A 21861-nucleotide genomic window follows, 5' to 3' on the forward strand; every position below is an offset into this window, starting at 1 on the left:
GGCGCTGCCGATCGACAAGCCGCGCCCGGCCGAGCAGAACTTCAAGGGCGCGATGTTCGAGGCGACGCTGCCGGCGTCGGTGCGCGACGCGCTGGCCGAGCTGGCCCGGCGCGAACACGCCACGCCGTTCATGGTGCTGACCGCGGCGCTGAGCGTACTGCTGTCGCGCTACAACGCGCAGAGCGACATCTGTTTGGGCACGGTGGTGGCCAACCGCGACCGCGCCGAACTCGAGCCGATGATCGGCCTGTTCCTCGACACCCTGGCGATCCGCACCCGGGTCGAACCGCAGCAACGCTTCGAGCAACTGCTGCGCCAGGTGCGCGCCAACCTGCTCGGCGCTTATGCCCACCAGGGCCTGCCGTTCGAGCGCGTGCTCGATGCGGTCAAGCCGGCGCGCAAGGCCGGCATGCCGCCGCTGTTCCAGGTCATGCTGCTGATGCAGAACATGCCGATGCAGCGGCTGGAGCTGTCCGGGTTGGCGATGGCGGCGCTGCCGGCGCCGGAGCACACCGCCAAGTTCGACCTCACCGTGTACGTCACCGAGCGCGACGGCGGCCTGCATCTGGCCTACGAATACGCCGAAGCGCTGTTCCACGCCGACACCATCGAGCGGCTGGCCGCACACTTCAACGCCTTGGTCGCCGAACTGGTCGCGGCCCCGCAGACGCGCCTGGACGAGCTGGCGCTGCCGGGCACCCAGGCGATGGCCGTGGCGGTGCCGGCCGCGGCCGAAACGGCCGGCGAACGCCGCGCCTTGTCGTACCACCAGAACCGCCTGTGGTTCATCGATGCGTTCGAAACCGGCAAGGTCTATGCGCACTCGCCGGTCTACCACAACCTGCCGCTGCTGCTGGAGTTCGCCCCGGCGCTGTCGCCGCGCACCATCGAAGCCGCGCTCAACGCGGTGATCGCCCGCCACCAGGCGCTGCGCACCGCGATCCGCAGCGACGGCAGCGCGGTGTGGAGCCAGCCCGAACGCGATGCCGCGATCGCGCTGGACTGCATCGACCTGCGCGAACAGGACCCGACCGAGGCCGCGCTGGCCGAAGCGGCGCTGCCGTTCGCGCTCGGCCGCGACCGCCTGGTCCGCGCCGCGCTGTGGCGCGGCGCCGGCCGCTCGCTGCTGTGCGTGACGGTGCACCACATCGTCGCCGACCGCGCCTCGCTGCAGATCCTCGCCGACGAACTGGTCGAGGCCTGCGCCGCGCTCAGCGCGGGCCGCGCGCCCGCGTTGGCCGAGGTCGCCGCGCAGTACGACGACTTCGCCCGCTGGCAGGCCGCGCAACCGGCCGAGTTCGTCGACGCCGGCCTGCGCTACTGGAAGCAGCAACTGCACGACCGCCTGCAGGCGATGGAGCTGCCGTTGAACCGGCCGCGCCCGGCGGTGCACACCTACACCGCGGCGCGCCATGCCTTCGCCATCGACGGCGAGCTGGGCCAGCGCCTGCGCACGCTAGCCGACAGCCGCGGCATCGCCGCGCAGGACGTGCTGCTGGCGGGCTTCCACGCCTTCCTGCACCGCTATACCGATCACGAAGAACTGGTCGTCGGCCTCAGCGCCGACGGCCGCGACCGCGCCGGTTTCGAAGGCGTGGTCGGGCCGCTGGCCAACCTGCTGGTGCTGCGCACCCGGGTCGGCGCGCACAGCGACTTCGACGGTCTGCTGCGCGGGCTGGCGCATTCGCGCCGGCGCGCCCGGCAGCACCAGGACCTGCCGTTCGAACGCCTGACCCTGGCGCTGGACCCGGTCAAGGACATGAGCCGCACCGCGCTGTTCGACGTGCTGTTCCAGTACGACGAACGCAGCGGCCGCACGATCCGCTCGGGTTCGGTCGCCGCGACCGCGCTGGAAACCAATCTCGGCCACGGCAAGTACGACCTGCACCTGCAGCTGTATCCGCACGGCGAGGGCTTCCAGGCGCGGTTGGCCTACAACGCCGACTTCTTCGATCCGTGGCTGGTCGAGCAGATGATGCGCCACTACGTGCGGCTGCTGGACGCCGGCGTGAACGATCCGGCCGCGCGCATCGACGATGCGGCGCTGCTCGACGCGCAGGAACGCGAGCGTCTGCTGGCCTGGAACCGCACCGACGCGGCGTACCCCGAGGCCAAGACCGTGCCGCAGCTGTTCGAGGAGCAGGCCGCGCGCACGCCCGAACGCATCGCGGTCAACCTCGGCGACGAAGGCCTGAGCTACGCCGAACTCAACCGCCGCGCCAACCGCCTCGCGCACCTGCTGCGCGAGCGCGGGATCGCGCCGCGCGAACGCGTCGCGCTGTGCCTGGACCGCGATCCGGGCATGATCGTGGCGATGCTGGCGGTGGCCAAGGCCGGCGCGGCGTACGTGCCGATCGACCCGGATTACCCGGCCGACCGCATCCGTTTCACCCTGGAAGACAGCGGCTGCCGTTTCGTGCTGACCACGTCGGCGCGGATCGGCGAGCTGCCCGATTGCGGCGCCGCCGCGATCGCGCTGGACCGCGAAACCGCGGCGCTGGCCGCCATGTCCGACGCCGACCCGGCGCCGCTGACCGGCGCCGACGATCCGCTGTACGTGATCTACACCTCCGGCTCGACCGGCCGGCCGAAGGGCGCGCTGCTGAGCCACCGCAACGTGGTCCGCCTGCTCATCAACGACCGCCTGCAGTTCCGCTTCGACGAGCGCGACGTGTGGTCGATGTTCCACTCCTACGCGTTCGACTTCACCGTATGGGAGATCTACGGCGCGCTGCTGTACGGCGGCCGTCTGGCGATCGTGCCGCAGCCCGAGCGCAAGGATCCGCAGCGCTTCCTGGCGCTGCTGGAGCGCGAAGGCGTGACCGTGCTGAACCAGACCCCGAGCGCGTTCTACCACCTCGCCGACGCGGCGCTGCGCCGCGACGAGCCCGGCCTGCGCGCGCTGCGTTACGTGGTGTTCGGCGGCGAAGCGCTGAGCCCGTCGCGGCTGTCGGCGTTCGCCGACGCGCATCCGCAGGTCGCGCTGGTCAACATGTACGGCATCACCGAAACCTGCGTGCACGTCACCTTCAAACACCTGCAGCCGGCCGATCTCGAAAGCGGCGCCTGCAACATCGGCGTGCCGATCCCGACCACCCGCACCTATGTGCTCGACGAACGCCAGCGGCTGCTGCCGCCGGGCGTGCCGGGCGAGCTCTACGTCGGCGGCCTCGGCGTCGGCCAGGGCTATTTGAACCGCGACGAGCTGACCCGCCAGCGCTTCCTGCCCGATCCGTTCGAACCCGGCGCCCGCCTGTACCGCTCCGGCGATCTGGCCAAGCAGCTGGATACGGGCGAGCTGATCTATCTGGGCCGCATCGACAACCAGGTGCAGCTGCGCGGCTTCCGCGTCGAACTCGGCGAGATCGAAGCGCAGCTGGCGCGGCTGCCGGGCGTGCGCGAAGCGGCGGTCATCGCACGCGAAGATACGCCGGGCGATCAGCGTCTCGTCGCCTACTTGGTCGGCGACGACGTGCCCGACACGCCGGAACTGCGCGCCGCGCTGGCGCGCGAACTGCCCGATTACATGGTGCCGGCCGCCTACGTCATGCTCGCGCGGCTGCCGCTGACCTCCAACGGCAAGCTCGACCGCAACGCCTTGCCGGCGCCGGAAGGCGACGCCTACGGCCAGCGCGGCTATGAAGCGCCGCAGGGCGGGGTGGAGAGCGAACTGGCGCAGATCTGGGCCGAGCTGCTGCAGGTCGAGCGGGTCGGCCGCCAGGATCACTTCTTCGAGCTCGGCGGCCATTCGCTGCTGGCCTTGCAGATGACCGCGCGGCTGCAACAGCGCTTGGGCCTGGACGTGGCCCTGGCCGATCTGTTCGCGCAGCCGGTGTTGAAGGATTTCGCCCGCGCCGCCGCGCTCAAGCAGGGCGATGCGCTGCCGCCGATCAGCGCCGGCGAACGCCCGCAGCCGCTGCCGCTGTCGTTCGCGCAGCAGCGCCTGTGGTTCCTGGCGCAGATGGATTCGGCCGCCAGCGCCGCGTATCACATGACCGGCGGGCTGCGCCTGCACGGGCCGCTCGACGCCGCCGCGCTGCAAGCGGCGCTGCGCCGGATCGCGCAGCGGCACGAGGCGCTGCGTACGCGTTTCGACCTGGTCGACGGTCAACCGGCGCAGTTCATCGATGCCGAAGGTCGCTTCGAACTGCAGCATCACGCGCTCGACCCGGCCGACGCCGCGGCGCAGATCGCGCACTGGACCCGGGTCGAAGCCGACACCGCGTTCGACCTGGCCGCCGGCCCGCTCGCGCGCGGCCGCCTGCTGCGCGTGGCCGAGCACGAGCATGTGCTGCTGCTGACCGTGCACCACATCGTCTCCGACGGCTGGTCGATGGGCGTGCTGGTGCGCGAGCTCAGCGAGCTGTACCGCGCCTACGCGCTCGATGGCGTGGCGCTGGAGATCGATCCGTTGCCGGCGCTGCCGGTGCAGTACGCCGACTACGCGCTGTGGCAGCGCCGCTGGCTCAGCGGCGAAGTGCAGCAGCGTCAGCTCGATTACTGGCGCGGCCAGCTGAGCGGCGCGCCGGCGCTGATCGCGCTGCCAAGCGACCGCCCGCGTCCGCCGGTGCAGGACTACGCCGGCGCCAGCCTCGACCTGGAGTTCGACGCCGAACTCAGCGACGCGCTGCGGGCGCTGTCGCGCAAGCACGGCACCACGCTGTACATGACCGTGCTGGCGGCGTGGAGCGCGCTGGCCGCGCGTCTGGCCGGGCAGGACGAGGTGGTCATCGGCACCCCGGTCGCCAACCGCGCCCGGGTCGAGGTCGAGCCGCTGATCGGTTTCTTCGTCAACACGCTGGCGCTGCGTCTGGACCTCAGCGGGCAGCCGACGGTCGGCGAACTGCTGGCGCGGGTGCGCGAGCAGGTGCTGCAGGCTCAGGCGCACCAGGACGTGCCGTTCGAGCAGGTCGTGGAGACCCTGCGGCCGACCCGTTCGCTGGCGCACAGTCCGCTGTTCCAGCTGATGTTCAGCTGGCAGAACACGCCGCAGTCGCAACTGGCGCTCGGCGAACTGCAATTGCTCGACCTCGACGAAGGAGAGCATCGCAGCTCGCAGTTCGATCTGTCGCTGGGCCTGCGCGAAGCCGACGGCCGCATCGTCGGCAGCCTGGAATACGCGACCGCCTTGTTCGACCGCGCCACGCTCGACCGCCATGTCGGCTATCTGAAGGCGCTGCTGCGCGGCATGAGCGAGGACGACGGCCGCGTGGTCGAGCGCATCGCCGTGCTCGACGAGGCCGAGCGTCGACAGCAGTTGCACGCCTGGAACGACACCGCCCGCGAGTTCGCAGGCAACGACTGCGTGCACCGCCAGTTCGAACGGCAGGCGGCGCTGACGCCCGACGCCGTGGCGGTGGAGCAGGGCGCGCAGCGCCTGACCTACGCCGAACTCGACGCCCGCGCCGAAGCCTTGGCGCACCGCCTGCGCGCGCTCGGCGTCGGCGCCGACGACCGCGTCGCCATCGCGACGCCGCGCGAGCCGGCGATGCTGGTCGGCCTGCTGGCGATCTGGAAGGCCGGCGGCGCTTACGTGCCGCTGGATCCGGCGTATCCGGCCGAACGTCTGGCGTACATGCTGGAGGACAGCGCGCCGAAGGCGCTGCTGACCACGAGCGCGGTGCGCGCCCAGCTGCCGTCGGACGCCGCATTGGCGGTGCTGGAGATCGATCGCGAGGACGCCGGCGAAGCCGTTGCGTCCGCTGTGGTCCGTACCGACGCGACATCCGCGCAGCTGGCCTACGTCATCTACACCTCCGGTTCGACCGGCCGCCCCAAGGGCGTGATGATCGAACACGGCACGCTGGCCAATTTCCTCGCCAGCATGAGCGAGGCGCCCGGGCTGGATGCGGGCGACCGCTTGGTCGCGGTGACGACGCTGAGCTTCGACATCGCCGCATTGGAACTGTGGCTGCCGCTGATCCGCGGCGCGCGCGTGGTCCTGGCCGAGCGCGAGCAGGCCGTCGACGGCGCCCGCCTCAAGCAGCTGATCGAAACCAGCGGCGCCACGATCCTGCAAGCGACTCCCGCTACGTGGCGGCTGCTGGTCGAGGCCGGCTGGAACGGCGGCGCGCAGTTCAAGGCCTTGATCGGCGGCGAAGCGCTGCCGGCCGATCTGTCCGCGCAGCTGCTGCCGCGCGTCGGCGAGCTGTGGAACATGTACGGCCCGACCGAGACCACGGTCTGGTCGATGATCGACCGGGTCCGCGCCGATGCGGCGCCGGGCGGCATCGGCCATCCGATCGCCAACACCGCGATCTATCTGCTCGACGCGCACGGCGAACCGGTGCCGCAAGGCGTCGCCGGCGAGATCCATATCGGCGGCGACGGCGTGGCGCGCGGTTATCTCGACCGCGAAGAACTCACGCGCGAGCGTTTCCTCGCCGACCCGTTCGCCGGCCGCGAGGGTGCGCGCATGTACCGCACCGGCGACCTCGGCCGCCGCCGCGCCGACGGCAGCGTCGAGTTCCTCGGCCGCAACGACCATCAGGTCAAGATCCGCGGCTTCCGCATCGAACTCGGCGAAATCCAGGCGCGTCTGGCGCAACTGCCCGGCGTCGCCGAAGCGGTGGCGCATGCGCGCGAGGACCAGCCGGGCGAGCCGCGACTGGTCGCCTATCTGGTCGGCAGCGAGCTGCCGCCGGCGGCCGAGCTGCGCGCCGCGCTGGCGCGCGAGCTGCCCGACTACATGCTGCCGTCCGCGTACGTGACCCTGGAACGCTTGCCGTTGACGCCGAACGGCAAGCTCGATCGCGCCGCATTGCCGGCGCCGGACGGCGAAGCTTTCGCCCAGCGCAGCTACGAAGCCCCGCAAGGCGAAGTCGAAAAGACCCTCGCGCAGATCTGGGCCGAACTGCTGCAGGTCGAACGGGTCGGCCGCCAGGACCACTTCTTCGAACTCGGCGGCCATTCGCTGCTGGCGGTGCAGATGGGCTCGCGCCTGCGCGAGCGCCTCGGCGTGGAGGTGCCGCTGGCGGCGCTGTTCCTCGATCCGGTGCTGGCCGCGTTCGCCGGCCACATCGCCGATGCCGCGCAAGCCGCGCTGCCGGCGTTGAGCGCCGGTCAGCGTCCGGCCGAGCTGCCGCTGTCGTTCGCCCAGCAGCGCCTGTGGTTCATCGCCCAGATGGGCCAGGAATCCAGCGGCGCCTACCACATGGCCGGCGGCCTGCGGCTGCGCGGCGCGCTCGACGCCGAGGCCTTGCAGGCGGCGCTGGACCGGATCGTGCAACGCCACGAGGCGCTGCGCACGCGCTTCGACACGGTCGAAGGGCAGCCGGTGCAGCGCATCCTCGACGCCGCCGGTTTCGCGCTGGCGCACGAAGACCTCAGCGACCGCGCCGACCCGCAAGCCGAACTCGCCGCGATCGGCGAACGCGAAGCGCGCGCGCCGTTCGACCTCAGCCGCGGCCCGCTGATCCGCGGGCGCCTGTTGCGGCTGGGTGCGGACGATCACGCGCTGTTGCTGACCATGCACCACATCGTCTCCGACGGTTGGTCGATGGGCGTGCTGGTCGAGGAACTCGGCGCGCTGTACCGCGCCTACGCGGTCGACGGCATCGCCCGCGACGCCGATCCGCTGCCGCCGCTGCCGGTGCAGTACGCCGACTACGCGCTGTGGCAGCGCCGCTGGCTCGACGGCGCGCTGCTGCAAAGCCAGCAGGCGCACTGGAGCGAGCACCTGCGCGGCGCGCCTGCCTTGCTGGAACTGCCGACCGACCGGCCGCGCCCGGCGGTGCAGGAACACGCCGGCGAGCGCCGCCGCTTCACCCTCGACGCCGAACTCGCGCGCGCCTTGCGCGGCCTCGGCCAGCGCCACGGCACCACCTTGTACATGACCCTGCTCGGGTCGTGGGCGGCGCTGCTGTCGCGCCTGTCCGGACAGTCCGAGGTGGTGATCGGTACGCCGATGGTCAATCGCAACCACACCGAGCTGGAACCGCTGATCGGCTTGTTCATCAACAACGTCGCGCTGCGTTTCGATCTCGGCGGCGACCCGGGCGTGGCCGAATTCCTCGGCCGCGTGCGCGAAGTCGCGCTCGCCGCGCAGACCCACAAGGACCTGCCGTTCGAGCAAGTCGTCGAAGCGCTCAAGCCGGTGCGCAGCCTCGCCTACACGCCGCTGTACCAGGTCGTGTTCGTGATGCACAACATGGCCGACGCCGGCCTGTCGCTGCCGGGGCTGGAGATCGACACGCTGCCGGTGGAGGAAGCGGTCGCGCAGCAGGACCTGTGGTGGTCGGTCGCCGAAACCGAGGACCGGCTGGAATGCGAAGTGGTGTTCGCGACCTCGCTGTTCGACGGCGCGACCATCGAGCGCTGGATCGGGCATTGGGAAACCCTGCTGCGCGCGCTGGTCGCCGAAGACGCCGCCAGCGTCGGCCGGTTGCCGCTGCTGTCGCCGCCGCAGCGCGAGCGCGTGCTGCGCGAGTGGAACGCCACCGCGCAGCCGGCGCCGGCGCAGCCGCTGGTGCAGTCGTGGTTCGAGCGCCAGGCCGCGGCCGCGCCGGACGTGATCGCGTTGACCTGGGACGATGAAGCCGCAGGCGAGGGCGAGCTCAGCTACGCCGAACTCAACGCGCGCGCCAACCGTCTGGCCCATCACCTGATCGCCTTGGGCGTGCGTCCGGACCAGCGCGTCGCGCTGCTGCTCGAACGCGGCCCGCAGCTGATCGTGGCGATGTTGGCCACGCTGAAGGCCGGCGGCGCCTACGTGCCGCTGGATCCGCAATACCCCGGCGAGCGTCTGGCGTTCATGCTCGACGACAGCAAGCCCAAGGTCGTGCTGACCCAGGCCTCGTTGGAAGAAACGCTGCCGCAGAGCCGCGCGCTGATGACCGCCAGCGTGGTGCTGGTCGACGAGGCCGATGCGGGTTGGCTGCGCTTGTCCGATGCCGACCCCGATCCGGCCGCGCTGAAGCTGCACGAGCGCCATCTGGCTTACGTCATCTACACCTCCGGCTCGACCGGCAAGCCCAAGGGCGTGCTGGTCGAACACGCCGGGCTCGCGCATTACCTGGATTGGGCGTGGCGCTACTACGCGTCGGGTTCGCGCATCGACTCGGTGGTGTCGTCGCCGGTCGCGTTCGACGCCACCGTCACCAGCGTCTATCTGCCGCTGATCGGCGGCGGCCGCGCGCACCTGCTGCGCGAAGGCGACGAGCTGGCCGGGCTGGAGCAGTGGATCGTCGCGGCCGCGCCGGGGCATCTGGTCAAGATCACGCCGTCGCATCTGCGCGCGCTCGGCGAGCGTCTGGAGCAAACCGGCCAGCGCTGCGCCGGCCAGGTGTTCGTGGTCGGCGGCGAAGCGCTGCCGGCCTCGACCGTGGCGCTGTGGCGGCGGATCAGCGCGGATCCGCGTCTGGTCAACGAGTACGGCCCGACCGAGACCGTGGTCGGCTGCGTGGTCCACGAGGCCTCGCACTGCACCGACGATGCGGGCTACTGCGCGATCGGCAAGCCGATCGCGAATACCCGCATCTACCTGCTCGACGCGCACGGCGAACCGGTGCCGCAAGGCGCGACCGGCGAGCTGTACATCGCCGGCGCCGGCGTCGCCCGCGGCTATCACGGCCGCGCCGAACTGACCGCCGAGCGTTTCCTGGCCGACCCGTTCGCAGGCGATCCGCAGGCGCGCATGTACAAGAGCGGCGATCTGGCCCGCTGGCGCGCCGACGGCACGCTCGACTACCTCGGCCGCAACGACGATCAAGTCAAGATCCGCGGCTTCCGCATCGAACTCGGCGAAGTCGAAGCCAAACTGGCGCAATGCCACGGCGTACGCGAAGCGGCCGTGACCGCGCGCGAAGACGTGCCGGGCCACAAGCGCCTGGTCGCGTACTTCGTCGCCGGCGACGGCGCGCCCGACGCGCAGTCGCTGCGGGCCAAGCTGCTGGCGTCGTTGCCGGAGTACATGGTGCCGGCGGCCTATATGGCGCTGGATCGCCTGCCGCTGACCGTCAACGGCAAGCTCGACCGCCGCGCCTTACCGGCGCCGGAAGGCGACGCGTTCGGCGAGCGCGTGTACGAAGCGCCGCAAGGCGCGGTCGAAACCGCATTGGCGCAGATCTGGGCCGAATTGCTGCAAGTCGAGCAGGTCGGCCGCGGCGACCAGTTCTTCGACCTCGGCGGGCATTCGCTGCTGGCCTTGCAGATGACCGCGCGCCTGCGCCAGCGGCTCGGCCTCGACGTGGCCCTGCCGGAACTGTTCGCCCATCCGGTGCTGCGCGATTTCGCCGCGGTCGCGGCGCAACAGACCGCTGGCGCGGCATTGCCGGCGATCGTCGCCGGCGCGCGTCCGCAGCCGCTGCCGCTGTCGTTCGCGCAGCAGCGCCTGTGGTTCATCGCCGAACTCGACCCGGCCGCCAGCGCGGCCTACCACATGGCCGGCGGCTTGCGCCTGCACGGCGCGCTCGACGTCGCCGCGTTGCGCGCGGCGCTGGACCGGATCGCGCAACGGCACGAATCGCTGCGCACCCGCTTCGAGCGCAGCGACGGGCAGCCGGTGCAGGTCATCGATCCCGCCGCGGGCTTCGCCCTGCGCAGCGACGACCTGCGCGAGGCCGGCGGCCGCGACGCGGTCGCGCGCCTGAGCCAGGAGGAATTCGACGCGCCATTCGATCTGGCCGCCGGCCCGCTGGCGCGCGGCCGCCTGCTGCGGGTGGCCGACGACGAGCACGTGCTGCTGCTGACCGTGCACCACATCGTCTCCGACGGCTGGTCGATGGGCGTGCTGATGCGCGAGCTGTCCGCGCTGTACCGCGCCTACGCCGTCGACGGCGTGGCGCTGGCGATCGATCCGCTGCCGGCGCTGCCGGTGCAGTACGCCGATTACTCGCTGTGGCAGCGGCAACGCTTCGACGGCGACGCCCAGCAGGCGCAGCTCGATTACTGGCGCCGCACGCTCAGCGGGGCGCCGGCGCTGATCGCGCTGCCGACCGACCGTCCGCGTCCGCCGGTGCAGGAGTACGCCGGCGCCAGCGTCGACCTGGAACTCGACGAGACCCTCAGCGAGGCCTTGCGCGCGCTGTCGCGCAAGCACGGCACCACCGTGTACATGACCGTGCTCGCGGCCTGGGCGGCCTTGACCGCGCGGCTGGCCGGGCAGGACGAGGTGGTCATCGGCACGCCGGTCGCCAACCGCGGCCAGCTCGAGGTCGAGCCGTTGATCGGCCTGTTCGTCAACACCCTGGCGCTGCGCCTGGACCTCAGCGGCGAGCCCAGCGTCGGCGAGCTGCTGGCGCGGGTGCGCGAGCAGGTGCTGCAGGCGCAGGCGCACCAGGAGCTGCCGTTCGAGCAGGTGGTCGACGCGGTCAAGCCGCTGCGCTCGCTCGCCCACAGCCCGCTGTTCCAACTGATGTTCACCTGGCAGAACACGCCGCAGGCCGACGACGGCACGGCGGCGTTCGGAAACCTGGAGGTGCGCGACCTGGACGCCGGCGAACGCCGCGTCGCCCAGTTCGACCTGTCGCTGGGCCTGCAGGACAGCGGCGGCCGCATCAACGGCAACCTCGAGTACGCGACCGCGCTGTACGACCGCGAGACCCTGCAGCGCCACGTCGGTTACCTGCGGGCGCTGCTGCGCGGCATGGTCGCCGACGATGCGCAGGCGGTGGAGCGCATCGCGATCCTGCCGCCGGCCGAGCGCACGCTCGCGCTGGAGACCTGGAACGCGAGCGAACGCGCGTATCCGCAGGGCGAATGCGTGCACCAACTGTTCGAGCAACAGGTGGCGCGCACACCCGACGCGGTCGCAGTGGAGGAGGACGGCCGCGCCTTGCGCTACGCCGAACTCAACGCCCAGGCCAACCGGCTCGCGCGGCATCTTCGCACGCTCGGCGTCGGCCCGGACCGGCGCGTCGCCATCGCCATGCCGCGCGGCGTGGAGATGATGGTCGCGCTGCTGGCGGTGCTGAAGGCCGGCGGCGCCTACGTGCCGCTGGATCCGGCCTATCCGGCCGAGCGCCTGGGCTACATGCTCGAAGACAGCCAGCCGCAGGCGCTGCTGACCCACAGCGCGGTGCGCGCGGGCTTGCCCGTGGGCGTGTCGTTGCCGGTGCTCGAAGTCGATACCGGCGCGGACGCGTGGGCGGGGTACGCCGACAACGATCTCGATGCGGCCGAAACCGGCCTCGACGACTCGCATCTGGCCTACGTCATCTACACCTCCGGTTCGACCGGGCGCCCCAAGGGCGCGATGAACGAGCACGTCGGCGTGGTCAACCGCCTGCGCTGGATGCAGGAGGCCTACGGCCTCGACGCCGGCGATGCGGTGCTGCAGAAGACGCCGTCGAGCTTCGACGTGTCGGTGTGGGAGTTCTTCTGGCCGCTGACGACCGGCGCGCGCTTGTTCATGGCGCGACCGGAAGGCCACAAGGACCCGCAGTACCTCGCCCAGGTCGTGCAAAGCGCCGGCATCACCACGCTGCACTTCGTGCCGTCGATGCTGCAGGCCTTCCTCGAACACCTCGGCTCGGAACTGGCCGACCCGGCGCAATGCCGCGGGCTGGTGCGGTTGATGTGCAGCGGCGAAGCCTTGCCGGGCGCGCTGGCGCGGCGTTTCCGCCAACTTCTGCCGCGGACCGAGCTGCACAACCTGTACGGCCCGACCGAAGCCGCGGTCGACGTCACCGCATGGCATTGCGACGGCGACGATCTGCCGGACAACATCCCGATCGGCCGGCCGATCGCCAACACCGCGATCTATCTGCTCGACCGTCACGGCCAGCCGGTGCCGAACGGCAGCGCCGGCGAGCTGCACATCGGCGGCGTGCAGGTCGGTCGCGGTTATCTCAACCGCGCCGAACTGACCGCCGAACGCTTCGTCGCCGATCCGTTCTCGCCGCGGCCGAACGCGCGCATGTACAAGACCGGCGATCTGGCGCGCTGGCAGCCCGACGGCAGCCTGCTGTACCTCGGCCGCAACGACCATCAGGTCAAGATCCGCGGCCAGCGCATCGAGCTCGGCGAGATCGAGGCGCAGTTGCTGAAGCAGCCCGGCGTGCGCGAAGCCGTGGTGCTGGCGCGCGAAGACGTCGCCGGCGACCGCCGTCTGGTCGCGTACCTGGCCGGCGACGGCATCGCCGCGACCGCCGAACTGCGCGCCGCGCTGGCGCGCGAGCTGCCCGAGCACATGGTGCCGGCGGCCTGCGTGACGCTGGACGCGCTGCCGCTGTCGCCGAACGGCAAACTCGACCGCGCGGCGCTGCCGGCGCCGGACGGCGAGGCGTATGCGCAGCGGCCGTTCGAAGCGCCGCAGGGCGAGGTCGAGCGGACGCTGGCGCAGATCTGGAGCGAGTTGCTGCATACGCCGCAAGTCGGCCGCCACGACAGCTTCTTCGACCTCGGCGGGCATTCGCTGCTGGTGGTGCAGGTGGTCGAGCGCTTGCGCAAGGCCGGCTGGCAGGTCGAGATGCGCAGCATCCTGGAAACGCCGACCCTGCAAGCGGTGGCGGCGCGCGTCCAGCGCATCGGCCGGGCGCCGCTGTCGCAGCATCTGGTGCCGATCCGCTTCGGCGACGCTTCGCGCCGTCCGCTGTTCTTCATCCATGAGCCGACCGGCGAAGTGCTGTCGTACGAACGCTTGTCGCGCCACTTCGAAGACGGCTTGCCGGTTTACGGCGTGCAGGCCGACCGCGCCGACGCGCAGCGCGAGGTCGATGCGGAAGGGCTGGCGCGGCGCTATGTCGAAGTGATCCGCAGCGTGCAGCCGCAAGGGCCGTACCGTCTCGCCGGTTGGTCCGGCGGCGGCCATCTGGCGTACGAGATGGCCGAGCAGTTGCTGGCCGAAGACGAGCAGGTCGAGTTCCTCGGCCTGATCGACAGCGGCAAGCCCGGCAATCTGCGGCCGGAAGACATGCCGCAGGACGAGCAGCGCTTCCGCTGGGATTTCCTGTTCAGCCATATCCGTTACCTCGACCCGAGCCTGGACGAGGACGCGGTGGAAGCGCTGGAGCAGCGCGGCAGCCTCGAGGCGGCGATGGCGCATGCGCGCAGCCTCGGCTGGTTGCCGGCGAGCTTCGGCGCCGACGAGCTGACCTGGCGCGCGGCGCTGATGAAGCGGCTGTCGGTGGCCTGCCTGAGCTACCGCCCGCGGCCGTTGCCGATCCCGGTGCATCTGTTCACCGCCGACATCGCCGCGGACAAGGACGCCTCGCACGGCTGGGCCGAGTTGCTCGGCGACAACCTGCGCATCCGCCGCATCGGCGGCACCCACAAGTCGATCATGGAGGAACCGCTGGCGGCCACGCTCGCCGCCGCGATCGCCGCGCTGCTCGACGACGGCGAACGCGATCCGCCGCCGCAACCGCCCGCGCACCAGGCCGCGATCACCGTGCAGGCCGGTCAGGCCGGCGCCGCGCCGCTGTTCTGCATTCCCGGCGCGGGCGCGAACGTCGGTTGCTTCCTGCCGCTGACCCAGGCCTGCGGTTCGCGCGTGGCCATCGTCGGGCTGCAGGCGCGCGGGCACGACGGCCGCAGCGTGCCGCACGCCAGCGTCGAGGCCGCGGCCGCGGCCTTGCTGCCGGAAGTGCGGGCGCTGGGGCAGGGCGGGCCTTACCGCCTGCTCGGCCATTCGTTCGGCGGCTGGATCGCGTTCGAACTGGCGCGGCAGCTGCATCGCGCCGGCGAAACGGTCGCGCCGCTGATCCTGGTCGACTGCGAACCGCCGCAGCGGGTGCGCCGCTCCGATCATCTGGAGGTGCTGAGCCAGTTCGTCGAGCTGCTGGAGATGGACCTCGGCCGGCGCCTGCCGCTCGACGTGCCCGCGCTGGCCGACGAACTCGGCGACGAACGCGACCGCCGCACGTTGGCGGCGATGGTCGCGGCCGGGCTGATGCCGGCGCGCGCCACGCTCGCCCAGTTCCAGGCCTTGCTGCGGGTGTTCGCCGCCAACTTGAACGCCAGCTACCAGCCCGCCGCCGACTACCCCGGCGAGGTGCTGCTGTTGAACGCGCAAGCCGAAGTCAAGGCGCCGACGGTGCGGCGTTCGCTGATGACGCCGGCCGAAGCCGCCGAAGGCTGGAGCCGCTACGCCCGCCGCCTCAGCGAACGCACGCTGCAAGGCGACCACATGAGCATCCTGAAGTCCCCGCACGTCACCCAGATCGCCGCCGCCGCGGCCGCGGTCTGGCCCACGCACGCCTTGGCCGGCACCGCTCCGCAAAACTCCGGCGCACACCCCGCCGGGCCGCAGGCCAAAGACCTTTCCACCCAAGCCGAGTCGCCATGAATACCACTCAGTCTCTGTCCGCCGATGTGCGCAGCGTTCCGCTGGTCAACAACTGGTTCGCCCACATCTACCTGATGTCGCCGCTGACCCTGGGCCTCTACACCAAGCACGCGCACCTGGCGATGCTGGATTCGTTCATCGACGATCCCGAGCAGCACCTGGTGTCGTCGAACACGCCCGAGCTGCTCGGCGGCCCCTTCATCAACTACACCGGCGATCCGGCCGACATGGCCCGGTTCCGCGACGAAACCATGGAGCGTTGCGCGTTGCACCTGCGCTGCGCCGATGCGATCAACGACATGTACCAGATGCTGTTCAGCCAGGCCAAGGGCAGCGGCGTGCCGGCGCTGTACTCGCAGGTCGACGAGCTGATCCGCTACGGCGTCGACATCGCCTACGACGTCAGCAAGCAGCCGGGCGCGCGCTTCATCGAGTCGATCTTCTACAACAGCCCGCTCAACGCGCCGCAGCTGCAGACCGTGGTGCTGGAGAAGGCCAGCTACGAGCCGCGCACCTTCGTGCTGAGCACGCCGCAGATCAAGAACGACAAGACCGCGGTGACCCTGAGCCTGCCGTTCGGCGACCCGCTGTGGGACGAACTGTACGCCGGCACCCGCGATCCCGACGGCTTGGCCGAGCGCCTGCGCCCGTACATGCAGGAACCCGAGCGCGAGATCCCGCTGCTCAAGGGCATGCTGGAACCGCCCAAGCAGGCCGCCGCCGATGCCGAGTGGACCAAGGACACGCCGCGCATCCGCTACTTCGGCCACGCCTGCGCGATGATCCAGTGCGCCGGCGTCAGCATCCTGATCGATCCGCTGATCAGCTATCCGAACGAAGCCGAAATCCCGCACTTCACCTTCGACGACCTGCCGGCGCATATCGACTACGTGCTGATCACCCATCCGCACCAGGACCACGTGGTGTTCGAGACCCTGCTGCGCCTGCGCCACAAGGTCGGGCAGGTGGTGGTCGGCCGCGCCGGCGGCGGCGGGCTGGCCGACGTCTCGCTGAAGCTGATGCTGGAAAGCTGCGGCTTCGAGAACGTGGTCGAACTCAGCGAGTACGAGAGCGTGAGCTTCGAAGGCGGGCGCATCCTCGGCGCGCCGTTCTACGGCGAGCACGCCGACCTCGACATCCGCGCCAAACTGGTGTTCGCGATCGAGATGAACCAGTCGGTCAACCTGTTCTTCGCCGACTCCAACCCGCCGGCGCCGGAGTTCTACGCGCCGCTGAAGGCGATGTTCCCGAAGATCGACTGCCTGTTCCTCGGCATGGAATGCGTCGGCGCGCCGGCGACCTGGCTGTACGGCCCGCTGCTGCAGAAGATGCTGACCCGCGGCGAAGACCAGTCGCGGCGCCTGGACGGTTGCGACTCGGGCAAGGCCCTGGCCATGCACGAGTACTTCAATCCCGAACGTCTGTTCATCTACGCGATGGGCGCCGAGCCGTGGCTGACCCACATCACCAGCATCCTGTACTCGGAGGAGACCACCCAGTTCAAGGAAGCGCGCGTGGTCGAGAAGGCGCTGCGCGAACGCGGCCGCGAAGCCGAGTTGCTGTTCGGCAAGATGGAACTGCTTCTGTGAAGCGCGGCGGCCCGAAACGAGGGCTGTTCGGCGGCCCGCTGGCCCAGCTGGTCCGCGCGGCCGGGCCGCCGCGGCTGATGCTGGCGGCGGCCGCCGCCAGTTCGATAGTCGCGGTGGCCAGCACGCTGGCGTTTCCGATGCTGACCAAGCAGGTCGTCGACCAGATCCCGGCCGGCGGCGTCGACCCGGTCAGCATCGCGCTGCTCGGCGCGTCGCTGACCGGCGCCGCGCTGGCCTCGGCGCTGACCGCCTACCTGTTGTCGCGGGTCGGCTACGGCGTGGTCGCCAACCTGCGCAAGCTGCTGGTGCGCAAGGTGGTCGGCCTGCCGATCGCCGCGTTCGACCGCAGCAGCAGCGGCGACTGGGTCAGCCGGGTGTTGAACGACTGCCAGTCGATCTCCGATCTGGTCACCCGCGAGGCGATCAACCTGCTGACCAGCGCCTTGCTGCTGGTCGGTTCGGTCACGGTGCTGTTCCTGCTCGACCTGCGCTTGACCCTGATGCTGCTCGGCAGCCTAGGCGCCGCGTTCTTGCTGGTGATTCCGCTCGGCATGCTGCTGGAAGGACTGGCGCGCGGCACCCAGGACCGCACCGCGCGGCTCGGCGGGATCCTCACCCACGTGTTCGCCGAGATCCGTCTGGTCAAGGCCTTCACCGCCGAGGCGCGCGAGCACGGGCGCAGCGACGAGGAGATCGAGGGCATCCGCCGGATCGGCTTGAAGCAGGCGCGCATCAACGTCTGGATCGAACCGCTGATGACCCTGGCGCTGATGGCCGCGGTGATCGCGATCCTGGTCTACGGCGCGACCCGGGTCAGCCGCGGCGACATCACCATCGGCACCCTGACCGCGTTCGTGCTGTACATCCTCAACGTCGCCACCCCGGTGGTGCAGCTGACCCACTTCACCGCCGAATTCCACAAGGCCAAGGGCGCGTCGACGCGCATCGCCAGCCTGTTGCAGGAACCGGCCGAAGACCCGGGGCAGGGCGCCGACGCCGCGCAGCGCGAGCGCGGCACGCTGGCGTTCCGCGACGTGTCGTTCGCCTATCCCGGCGGCGAGGAGATGCCGGTGCTGCGCGACATCGACTTGATCTTCCGGCCGGGCACGACCACGGCCCTGGTCGGCGCCAGCGGCAACGGCAAGACCACGATCCTGTCGTTGATCGAACGCTTCTACCAGCCCAGCGGCGGCACGATCGAATACGACGGCGAACCGATCGAGTCGTTCAGCCTGTCGTCGTGGCGCGGCCGCATCGGCTACGTCGCCCAGGGCGCGCCGGTGATGCCCGGCAGCGTGCGCGACAACATCACCTACGGCCTCAGCGGCCAGTACAGCGACGCGATGGTGTGGGAAGCGGCGCAGCGCGCCGGCGCGGCCGACTTCATCGAGCGCATGCCCGAAGGGCTCAACACCGCGTTGATCGAGCAGGGCAACAATCTCTCCGGCGGCCAGCGCCAGCGCATCGCGATCGCGCGCATGTTCCTGCGCAATCCCGACATCCTGATCCTGGACGAGGCGACCTCGGCGCTGGACAGCGAGACCGAGCATCAGGTCAAGCTGGCCCTGACCGAGCTGATGAAGGGCCGTACCAACATCGTCGTCGCCCACAACCTGACCACGGTGATGCAGGCCGACTGCATCTACTTCCTGGAGAGCGGCCGGATCTCGGGCATGGGCAACCACGAGGAACTCAACCGCACCCATCCGTACTACGCACGGCTGGTCGCGCGGTATTTCCAGAAGACGCCGGAGCCGGTGCCGGTCGCCGAACTCGCGGGCAGCGCCGGTGGCTGAGATGCCGCAGCGCAGGCGCGCCGCCCGGTCGCGGGCGGCGCGCGCGGACGGGCGCGGCGGCCTGGCGTTGTTCGACGCTACGCTGTTCGGCGCGATGATCCGTCGCCCGATCGGTCTGTCCTTGCTCGGCATCGGACTGGTGCTGGCCGGATTGTGGACTTACGCGCTGCTCGGCGTGGCCGCGCTGCCGTCGCTGGAATTCCCCGGCGTGACCGTGCTGTCGCAACTGCCCGGCGCCAGCGCGCAGACCATGGCGACGACGGTGGCCGCGCCGCTGGAACGCAGGCTCGGGCGCATCGCCGGGCTGCAATCGATGGAAGCGCAGATCAGCGAAGGCTCGGTGCTGATCCAGTTGTCGTTCGCGTACGGCCGCAGCGCCGACAAGGCCGCGCGCGACGTGCAGGCGGCGATCAACGACGCCGCGCCGGACCTGCCGGCCGACATGCCGCTGCCGCCGCAGTACTTCAAGGCCAACACCAACGCGATTCCGGTGCTGATGCTGGCGCTGACTTCGGACTCGCAGCCGCCGGAGCGGCTGTACGATCTGGCCGACCGCACGCTCAAGCCGGCGATCGCGCAGATTCCGGGCGTCGCTCAGGTCCAGGTCTCCGGCGGCGCGCCGCACGCGGTGCGGATCGAGCTCGACAACGCCTCGCTGGCGGCCAAGGGGCTGGTCGCCAACGACGTCGCCAACGCGCTGATCGCGGCCAACGTGACCTCGCCGCTGGGCCTGCTCAGCGACGGCCGCCAGCGCATTAGCGTGGCGGTCAACGGCGGCCTGCGCGACCCGCGCGAATTCGCCGACCTGCTGATCGCGGTGCGCCACGGCGCCTCGGTGCGCCTCGGCGACGTGGCCCGGGTCGACAGCGGCCAGCAGGACCGCTACCAGGCCGCGTGGTTCGGCGCGCAGCGCGCGGTGACGATGCAGATCGGCAAGCGCGCGGAGGCCAATGCGGTGGCGACGGTCGCGGAAATCCGTTCGCGACTGCCGGCCTTGCGCGCGTCGCTGCCGGCCGATGTCCGGGTCGCGCCGATGTTCGACCTGACCCAGACCGTGCGCTCGGGCCTGCACGAAGTCGAAGTCGCGCTGCTGCTGAGCGTGGTCATGGTCGCGGCGGTGATGCTGGCGTTCCTGCGCCGGCTGCGCCCGACCCTGATCGCCATGCTCAGCGTGCCGCTGGCGCTGGCCGGCGCGTTCGTGGCGATGTGGGCGTTGGGTTACTCGCTGAACACCTTGTCGCTGGTCGCGCTGGTGCTGTGCATCGGCTTCGTCGTCGACGATGCCATCGTGGTCATCGAGAACATCGTCCGCCACATGGAACATGGCCTGCCGCCGGCGCGGGCGGCGGCCGCGGCGGTCGGCGAGATCGGCTTCACCATCGTCTCGATCACCCTGTCGCTGCTGGCGGTGTTCGCGCCGCTGCTGCTCGGCAACAACGAACTGGTGATCCTGCTGCGCGAATTCTCCGCGACCCTGGCCGCGGCCGTGGCGATCTCGGCGATCGTGTCGCTGAGCCTGACCCCGGCGCTGTGCGCGCGCTACCTGACCCCGGAACCGTCGCCGCCGCCGCAACCCACGCGGCTGGAAGCGGCGCTGCAAGGATTCGACCGGGCGCTGCACCAGCGTTACGAGCGCGCCCTGGACTGGTCGCTGCGCCATCGCCGGCTGATGCGCTGGCAGCCGCCAATGCTGCTGATCGCAACCGTCGCGGTGGCCTGGGCCGCGCTGACCAGCGCCGGCGCCGGGTTCATGCCCGACGAAGACACCGGCATGCTGCAGGCGAGTTTCCGCGCCGACACCAACGTCTCGCCCTCGCGCCTGTCCGAACACGCGCAACGGCTGATCCGGATCATGCGCGACGACCCGGCGGTGTTGAACGTCACCACCATCCTCGGCGCCGACAGCGGCGGCGCGGTCGGCAGCACCGGCAACATGTTCGTCGACCTCAAGCCCAAGGGCAGCGGGCCCGGGGAGCGCGCCGAAAGCCTCAAGCAAGTGATCGCGCGTCTCGACGAGCGTTACAGGCAGCTCGCCGGCGTGTCGATCGCGCTGAGCCCGCTGCAACTGCTCGGCGGCGACGAAGGCCGCAGCGGCGGGCTGTTCTCGTTCCAGTTGGTCAACGGCCTCGGCGGCGACGAATTGCAGCCCGCGGCGCTGAAAGTGGTCGAGGCGCTGCGGCGCATGCCGCAGTTCCGCGACGTCGCCAGCAACTACGACGCGCTCGGCAAGCAGCAGATGCTGCGCGTCGACCGCGCCCTGGCCGCGCGCCTGGGCGTCAACATGGGCGACGTCGACTCGGCCCTGGCCAGCGCGTTCGGCCAGCGCACGGTGTCGGTGATCTATGCCGACATCAGCCAGTACTGGGTGGTGCTGACCTCGTCCGACGAAGGCCGGCTCGGCGTCGACGGCCTGCTGCAGACGCGGGTGCGCGCCGCCGGCGGGGCGATGGTGCCGCTGGCGGCGCTGGCGCGGGTCGAGCCGCATCTGGCGCCGGCCAACATCAGCCATTACAACCAGCTCGAATCGGCCAAGATCGGCTACAACCTCGCCGGCGACACCACGCCCGACCGCGCCGCGGCGCTGATCCGCGAAGCGGTCGAGCAGGCCGGCGTGCCCGCGGGCATCCGACTCAACCTCGACGGCGACGCCCAGCGCCTGCAATCGGCGCAGTCCAACGGTTTGATCCTGCTGCTCGCGGCGGTCGCGGCGATGTACATCGTGCTCGGCGTCCTGTACGAGAGCCTGCTGCATCCGCTGACGATCCTGTCGACCTTGCCGGCCGCGGCGCTCGGCGCGTTCGCGGCGATGCTGGTCACCGGCACGCCGCTGACCCTGATGACGGTGATCGCGGTGCTGCTGCTGATCGGCATCGTCAAGAAGAACGCGATCCTGATGGTCGACTTCGCCCTGACCGCCGAACGCCGGCGCGGCGCCACGCCGGTGCAGGCGATCCGCGAAGCCGCGCTGGTGCGCTTCCGCCCGATCCTGATGACCACGCTGGCGGCGATCGGCGCGGCGCTGCCGCTGGCGATCGGCTTCGGCGTCGGCGCGGAGATGCGCCAGCCGCTCGGCATCGCCATCGTCGGCGGGCTGTTGGTGTCGCAGTTGCTGACCTTGCTGAGCACGCCGGCGATCTATCTGTGGAATCACGACCGTCTGCTGCGCAAGGCCGCGCGCCGGGAAAAACGCGCGATGCGCAGCGCGCTAGCCGTCGCCGGGAGCGCGGCATGAACGCCGCGAGAACGCGTC

4 protein-coding genes (1 of these 4 only partly in view) are annotated in these 21861 nt (G+C 70.8%); all 4 read left to right on the forward strand.

The window, feature by feature from the left end; genetic code table 11:
* A protein-coding gene (locus JHW38_RS03615) for a non-ribosomal peptide synthetase (protein WP_207524662.1) crosses the window boundary here: on the forward strand, nucleotides 1-15226 show its 3' portion. It extends 10382 nt beyond the left edge of the window; the window shows 15226 of its 25608 coding nt (coding positions 10383-25608); its start codon lies beyond the left edge, outside the window; its stop codon occupies nucleotides 15224-15226.
* Entirely contained in the window at nucleotides 15223-16815 is a 1593-nt protein-coding gene (locus JHW38_RS03620; protein WP_207524663.1) for an MBL fold metallo-hydrolase, read from the forward strand. Before JHW38_RS03615 ends, JHW38_RS03620 begins: the two co-directional genes overlap by 4 nt.
* Nucleotides 16812-18611: an ABC transporter ATP-binding protein gene (locus JHW38_RS03625; RefSeq protein ID WP_207524664.1), complete on the forward strand. Its 1800-nt coding sequence runs from the start codon at nucleotides 16812-16814 to the stop codon at nucleotides 18609-18611. The genes JHW38_RS03620 and JHW38_RS03625 overlap by 4 nt, the downstream gene beginning before the upstream one ends.
* A gap of 94 nt (nucleotides 18612-18705) precedes the next feature.
* Nucleotides 18706-21843 carry an efflux RND transporter permease subunit gene (locus tag JHW38_RS03630; protein ID WP_207526237.1) on the forward strand — a complete coding sequence of 1046 codons (3138 nt, stop codon included), beginning with the start codon at nucleotides 18706-18708 and terminating at the stop codon, nucleotides 21841-21843.
* Nucleotides 21844-21861: the final 18 nt, after the last annotated feature.

Origin of the sequence: Lysobacter enzymogenes (assembly GCF_017355525.1) — a bacterium.
GTDB lineage: Bacteria > Pseudomonadota > Gammaproteobacteria > Xanthomonadales > Xanthomonadaceae > Lysobacter > Lysobacter enzymogenes_C.